Source organism: Methanosarcina sp. A14, assembly GCF_001729375.1.
In the GTDB taxonomy this organism is placed as follows: Archaea; Halobacteriota; Methanosarcinia; order Methanosarcinales; family Methanosarcinaceae; genus Methanosarcina; species Methanosarcina barkeri.
The window spans coordinates 1-7,078 of the sequence record NZ_LZPK01000088.1 but is presented as its reverse complement, the minus strand read 5'-3'; the positions used below and the strand labels follow the sequence as shown (position 1 = coordinate 7,078).

Here is a 7,078-nt window from a genome sequence, read left to right as displayed (position 1 = left end):
GGAATTGTAGGGAAGGCTCTTTGTTTTGTGATGTACATTAGAGCGAATAACACAAAACAAAGAGCACTTATTTTTATGTAACTGTCAAAGTCAGGTTAGTTAGCAGAACCTGTCAAATTAAGGTTCAAAAATACTGATTATCAAAAAGTTTCTGAAAAAGTTTGCTTCAATCTCTCTACATCCTTTTTAATTAAGCAGATCTTTTTTCTCCAATCTACTTATTTTTAAATCCTGAATCTATATAGTCCACGAATAAAAGCTGACTTCGCCTATCTTGTGGTAAAAAGACATAGATGACAAAGTTTTAAAACAGGCGATTTCGTAAAGACCGATTTTGCTGTAAAAAAATTCAATATCTCAAAAACATATCAGCCATTTTTTTAGCAAAAAGCCTGATCATTAGCTGTAGACTTCAAATTATTAGCGTTGAACTATTCTATATATAACTTCCGACCAATTTATCTAACTGTTTTTTGTAGCTCATTTTAGATCTGTAATGATTCCCTGATCTCTGATAGTTAGAGGAATTGGCCGGAAAACTTATAAATGATTCTCTAAAACTGAATAAGTGGGAATGTTTGCAGAGTTCAGTGAAGTTTGAGAACGATCTTGAACTCTGCATACCCGAAGGCATGGGGTATATAACTTTACAACTATTTTAAAGTTTGCTTCTAGCCTCTTGAATAAAAGTGAAGACGTAAAAATAAATGATCGCAAAGAAATTCAGCACCGGAAGATTGTTTTTGGCAATGTTCCCGGTATGTATGGCTTTTATGCCGGCAGCAAGTGCAGAAGAAACTGCTAATGTAGTGGAGACTGCTAAAGGTACTCCAGGATACGATGGTTCAGCAACTGTTTATAATTGATTGATAGCTAATCAATGATAAAGATTTTATAGGGAAGGTTACATCGCACCTTCCTTTAAATTTTTGGAGACCATTTCTTAAAGTGATATATATGAAAATTAAAGCTTATTTTTCAGTGGTGTTTGTTTATCTAATATTAATTGCAGGCACCGCAGAAGCAGCTACGGTCACAGTGAGCAAAAATGGTGAAGCGAATTACTCAATAATTCAGGAAGCTATCAATAACGTAAAAGATGGCAATACAATTCTTGTTTACAATGGAAACTTCACGGAAAATGTGATTGTTAATAAATCTGTGTCCATAAAATCTAACTCTGGCAATCCAGATGATACTATAATTCAGGCTTCCAATCCTGGAAAACATATCTTCAATGTGACTGAGGATAACGTAACTATCAGTGGCTTTAAAATTACTGGTGCCAGTAACTTTGTTACATCTCCAACCGCCGGAGTACATCTCGAAGGAGTTAATAACAGCATTATTAGTAACAACAAATTATCAAACAACGTAATTGGTATAGATCTCCAGAGTTCCGATCATAACATGCTAAGCAAGAACACTGTTTCTGATAATGAGAGAGGTATTAGTCTTACAAATTCTAACGACAATGATCTCATCAATAATGATGCTTTTGACAACCGATTTGGCATCTACTTTTGGGGTTCCAAAAATAATATTTTGAGTTATAATAATGCAAGTTCGAACGAAGGAGACGGTATCTGGATTGAAGATGGCAGTAATAACAACACACTGAGAAATAACATGGTCTCAAATAGTGATGACGGTATTCTACTTACTGAATCCAGCAATAACAACACAATGTCAGGTAACAATGTAACTTTGAGCCTTGTTGGAGTTCAAATAACTGATTCCAACAATAATACGGTCAAAAATAATTTTATATCAAACAACAGCCGTATTGGAATTTCAATAATAAGGAATTCCAGTAATAATACAGTTAAAGATAATTTCCTATCAAATAACAGTGAAAGTATCGTAACGGAAAGCTCTACCAACCAAATCTACAATAACAAAATTAAGGAAGGAAAAATCCATGATACGAACGCTTCACAGATAGCATTTATCTATCCTTTCCTGACAGTTGTTATATTTGGAATAACATTTGTATTCTTGAGAATAGAGTAATTTTTGGTGAGAATATGGGCAGAAAATTAGCAAACCTAGTTATTACTTTTTTAATCTTAGTTTTACTTTCGGAAACCGTATTTGCCCATGATTACCATGTACTTTCTTCTGATTTTCATGAAATTAATGAAACAAATAGTTGTTCAGAAAAAATTGTATACAATATTTCGTACTCTGGCTGGAATGATAGTCCGGACAAGACAATTTCCCTGCTCTCAAAATTAAGTGAAGAACCTCTATCAGTTCCGCTTGACATTTCCCAAACAAGAATCGAAAACTCAACCCGGATCATATCTTCTTTTGGGGAAAGAAAAATCGGAAGCAAAAACGCTGCCGAAGCTTCTCTATTCATAAAAAATGAGATGGAAAACGCAGGTCTGCATGTCTCTTTTGATAATTTTTCCGTAAGGGTGCGCACAAGGAATTTCAATTACTGGAATGTGAGTGGAGCAAACGTTGTGGGAGTTAAAGAGGGAAATGTCCTTAAAGATGAGATTATTCTCGTAACTGCACATTATGATTCAAGAATACTTGTACCTCCTAAATCCGGTCTACGAGGTTTTTTTGATTCCAGGGTCAAAAGGCCCTATTTCTGGCCGGTCTGGTCCGATACTTACGTTTGCGAATCGGCCAATGGAACAGGAGCGGATGATAATGCAGGTGGAGTTGCCTGCATGCTTGAACTTGCAAAGGCATTGCAGAATAAGTCATTAAACAGGACAATATATTTCATTGCTTTTTCCGGAGAAGAGTCTAATCTTCTTGGCAGCCAGGCATGGGTTGAAGCCCATCCTGAGCTGAAAGACAATATTGTTGCAGTTGTTAATCTCGACTGCGTAGGAAACGAACCTCTTTGCGTATGCTATCTTCCCCAGTATGCCTGGCTTAAAGATATTTTTGAAAATGAAGCAAGAAATTCGGGGGTTAGAATTCAATCTGCACTTATAGAAAGAGGAGATCATGAAATCTTTTGGGAAAACCACATTCCTGCAGTAGTCCTTTGCCACCACAATTACAAAAGTCATGATAATTTCCACAAATTGAGCGATACGGTTGATAATATCGATTTTTCGGTTATCAGGAATGCAAGTACTCTGGCTGCCAGAAGTGTTATTTATCTGGCAGATCCAGATGAGAATCAGGCTCCTCTTGTTAATGTCTCCAATCCGGAGATTTCAGAAGCCTCATTTGAACTCATCTATAACGTCTCCGACCCCGAGAGTACTGTGGAAGTCTTTTTTGACAATCAGAGCCTGGGAAATCTCCGATCAGGCAGGACTTTTTCGCTTCCTGTAGGAGGACATACCATCAAGGTTCTGGCAACCGATCGTTATGGAAATAGAGGCACCGAAAGCATAAATGTTGTAAATAAGGAAAAACAAAGCAGAAGTTCTGAACCTCCTCATCAGGAAATAGAGTGCTCTGAGAATGAGGTAACATATGTAATCGGTTACCCAGAAAATTACATGGACTCAAACAGAACTCTTTATTATTACCTGGATGATTTCGGGCCTCTGGATCCCGAAAATCTTTTTGTTCTCACCCCTGGTAGTCACAATTTAAAGATATGGTTTGAAAATGAAAACGGAACTTTGTTCATGGAAAATAAAACTTCTGATTTTAGAAAATATTCCATGGAACGAGTCCAGGTAGATAACCCATTCATGGATCGTAGAAATCCTCTTATCTTTGTCTCGGGTGTAGTTGCAATTTTGGCTGCTTTTGCATTTTATGGAAAGTGGATAATAAAGAGATTTTCGGATCCAAAGGTCTCTAAAGATGAAAAGAAATAGAGTATATGATATATCGAGTAAGGCACAAAAAGCCTGATCACTAGCTGTAGATTTTAAATAATTGGCATTGACCTGATCTATATATAACTTCCGACCAATTTCTCTAACTGTTTTTTGTAGCTCATTTTAGATCTGTAAAGATTCCCTGATCTCTGATAGTTAGAGAAATTGGCCGGAAAACTTATAACTAATTCTCAAAAACTGAATAAGTGGGAATATTTTGCAAGATTCAAGTAAAGTTTGAGAACGATCCTGAACCATGCATACCCGAAGGCATAGAGTCTATAACTTTATAACTATTTTATAGTTTGCTTCTTGCCTCTTAAATGAAAGTGAAGAGGTGGAATTGATTGGTATTGAATAGCAAAGTTCAGAGAATGAGTGCACAAGTTACTACCTGGATCACGGAAGCGAATGGGCTTGTGACCATAAGTGTTATTGAGAGGTGACTGAATGAAGACTCCAATAAAAAGAAATTCGAAACAATTTCTCTTTTCATTTTTTGTTTCTATCTGTATCATCATAGCGGGTGTTGCAGTAACCATAATGGAATCACTAATTACTTCCTATATCGTGCTGATGGGAGTCGGACTTCTTTTATTCATCCTCTCCATTTCTGAAACTGATGCAAAATTATCTAAATTGCTGTCAATTTGTAGCAATGTCTTCGCGAGTGCTACCTGTTTTGGGTTGTATTTTCACTTTAAATCATCTGGCAGTACTGTAACGGCGAAGTTTTTCGCCTTATTTGGTATATTTATATCCATTACGACTATCTATTCACTAATTCCTATATTTAAAAGGTAAATTGGTTTCGGCTTGAGCAAGTCTTGTATTTTTGTTTACTTTTCTTGCCAGTTCCAACCATATTTGCACATTAGTTTTCATTGAATACTTCATCAAAAAAGTTGTTTGTATCAGGAGATACAGCGATGGTTAATATAGATTATATTGTAAAAGAAGAATTATTACGTTCATTCCCGGTATTAGTTGTTAGTTTTTTAATAATCGGGCTGCTAAATAGGGAAGGATATATTCCGCTAAGGATGTCAGGGGTATTTATTCTTTCCCTCTTTATTACAGCTATCCATTTCTCTTTTATGGTCTGGTATAGAAAAAAGGAACAAATTGATAACAATAATTTTTTCGTTATAATTAACCATATTTTGAGTTCAAAGTCTCATGACGAAAAAATCACAGAGGTCTATAAAGATGAAGAAACTAAAATTTCTTCATCAATTCGAGAACATATGGGTCTTCTACTTGTTACAATACTTTTGTATATCGCCTATCTTTATGCTTCTTTAGTTTATAATATGGATCAGATATACTGGATTTTGCTTTTATTATTTATCGGAGTCTCACTCTCAAAGATCATATATGGTGAAAGGAAAGCAAATCAAAAAGATCCTATAAGATTGCTGGTTTTCTACGTAATCGCATGTGCCTTCATTTTTGTACGTTACCTTGTTCTTGACTATCCTATTCTTTCTATTTTGAAAGGAAGTATAATTCTTGGAATATTATTGATATTTTTGGTTTTAGGAATAAAATGGTTGCAGCGCAAACAGAATTCAGATAATTGAGTTTCCTATTATCGACATACACAGATTCGTGAAAATAAAAGATGTACTTATAGGGATTTTCATGAAAAACATTTCTCATATAATAGCTCTCATGACTATGATTTATTTATCTCTTATTTTTATACCGATAGCATATGCAAATCCGATCACAATTCAGTATTTTCATCAAAAAGGTTGCCATGATTGCGAAGTGACTGGTCCTATTGTTGATCAAATAGAAGCTCAATATAATTAAGCTTAATTTTGAAAAATTCATAAATAATTACAAATGTCTTTAAGATTATTAGTTTTACAATATTTAAAAAAAATGAACTATTGAAAGATGAGTAATATGACAACAATGAAAAAATTTAGCTCAATATTTGTTCTGACTTTCATAGTTGTAGCCCTCTTTGCTTCAGGCTGCGCGGAAAAAGACCTGAGTGCAGAACAAATTGCATCCCAGATGATGGATAAAGAGAATAATACTCGAGATTATTCATATACAATGCATATGACCTCTTACTTTGGAGGAGAAACCAAAGAATCAGAATCCAAAACTATGTTCAAAAAGCCTAATATGATTAAAAGTATTGTAACAGAGCCCGGTAAAGAAAATCAAACCGTAAGTGTTTCAGATGGGAATATCTTGTGGAGTTATACCCCAGATACCAATACGGTCACAAAAATAAAAATTTCCAAAACTTCCGAACTTACGAAAAATGACTATACCAATATCATAGATGATTTCCTGAACGATACTAATGTAACAGTACTTGGAGTTGAGAATGTAGATGGAAGAAAAACTTATCTGCTGGAAACAACTCCGAAAGAAAACGATGGAGATTACGAGCTTATATACAAGACAAAAATTTGGGTAGATCAGGAAACATGGATGCCTCTCAGGTATGAGACATATAATGGCGATGGAAATCGAACCATGAAATTGGAAATTCAAGACCTGCAGGTTAACACAGGACTTCCAGATTCGGAGTTTAAATTCGAGGTCCCAGAAGGCGCAAAAATAGTAGACTTAGGAGAAATTAAGCCTCCTGAAAAATTGAGCCTTGAAGAAGCCAGAAAGGAAGCCAGTTTTAAGATCCTTACTCCGGAGTACCTTCCTGAAGGCTATGAATTCAATAATTCAATGGTCTACAACAACAGCCAATTTTCTCCTGAAAACCAGAGTTTTGAAACCGTTGAAATTACGTACACAAAAGACGAAGCCTTTATAAGTCTCGCAGAAACCGTCTCTACGAACCAGTCATCCGATTCTACAATTATGGATAGAGGTGAGGATATTCAGATTAACGGGATAGATGGAAAATATCTTTCGATGGGGAAAACGAAACTTTTAATGTGGAAGTTAGGAGAGGTAAATCTAAGTCTTTGCTCTTCCCTGGAAAAAGACGAAATGCTGAAAATCGCGGAATCAATTTCAGAAAAGGCATAAAACTTGTAATCTTTGAAAAAAAGTAACTAGTCAGGTACCCTAAAATGAATCAATTAACACCGATTTTGGCCATAAGGATATGTCTAATAAGGGATTCATAAGAGATTCATAGCAAGATTAAAAACAGCATCATTTGGCATCAACTTACAAAACAGACTGAAATATATTGTAAATACCAAATCATTTAAATTAAGGCTTTTGATGTTGATTTGTGGTGCCTGAATAGTTACAAAGTCAAAATCAAATCAAAATCA

5 protein-coding genes are annotated in these 7,078 nt (G+C 35.2%); all 5 read left to right on the top strand.

The features are described from left to right. Positions 1-743 precede the first annotated feature (743 nt). The 5 genes from A9239_RS20195 (at position 744) to A9239_RS05125 (ending at position 6,824) form a co-directional block, all read left to right on the top strand. Complete coding sequence (locus tag A9239_RS20195; RefSeq protein ID WP_255361906.1) at positions 744-866, top strand: hypothetical protein; 123 nt, start codon at positions 744-746, stop codon at positions 864-866. A 91-nt stretch (positions 867-957) separates the two neighbouring features. Then, positions 958-2,013: a nitrous oxide reductase family maturation protein NosD gene (locus A9239_RS05145; protein ID WP_048118910.1), complete on the top strand. Its 1,056-nt coding sequence runs from the start codon at positions 958-960 to the stop codon at positions 2,011-2,013. A 14-nt stretch (positions 2,014-2,027) separates the two neighbouring features. Continuing rightward, positions 2,028-3,806, top strand: coding sequence for a M28 family metallopeptidase (locus A9239_RS05140; RefSeq protein WP_048155042.1), 1,779 nt, complete (start codon positions 2,028-2,030; stop codon positions 3,804-3,806). A gap of 932 nt (positions 3,807-4,738) precedes the next feature. Then, positions 4,739-5,392: a hypothetical protein gene (locus A9239_RS05130; RefSeq protein ID WP_048118889.1), complete on the top strand. Its 654-nt coding sequence runs from the start codon at positions 4,739-4,741 to the stop codon at positions 5,390-5,392. Positions 5,393-5,723: 331 nt separating this feature from the next. Then, positions 5,724-6,824, top strand: coding sequence for an outer membrane lipoprotein-sorting protein (locus A9239_RS05125; RefSeq protein ID WP_230669071.1), 1,101 nt, complete (start codon positions 5,724-5,726; stop codon positions 6,822-6,824). Positions 6,825-7,078: the final 254 nt, after the last annotated feature.

Bases quoted from the DNA above. Each gene is read 5' to 3' on its own strand.
- A9239_RS05145 (WP_048118910.1), top strand. From the start codon at position 958: ATGAAAATTAAAGCTTATTTTTCAGTGGTGTTTGTTTATCTAATATTA.
- A9239_RS05140 (WP_048155042.1), top strand. From the start codon at position 2,028: ATGGGCAGAAAATTAGCAAACCTAGTTATTACTTTTTTAATCTTAGTT.
- A9239_RS05130 (WP_048118889.1), top strand. From the start codon at position 4,739: ATGGTTAATATAGATTATATTGTAAAAGAAGAATTATTACGTTCATTC.
- A9239_RS05125 (WP_230669071.1), top strand. From the start codon at position 5,724: ATGACAACAATGAAAAAATTTAGCTCAATATTTGTTCTGACTTTCATA.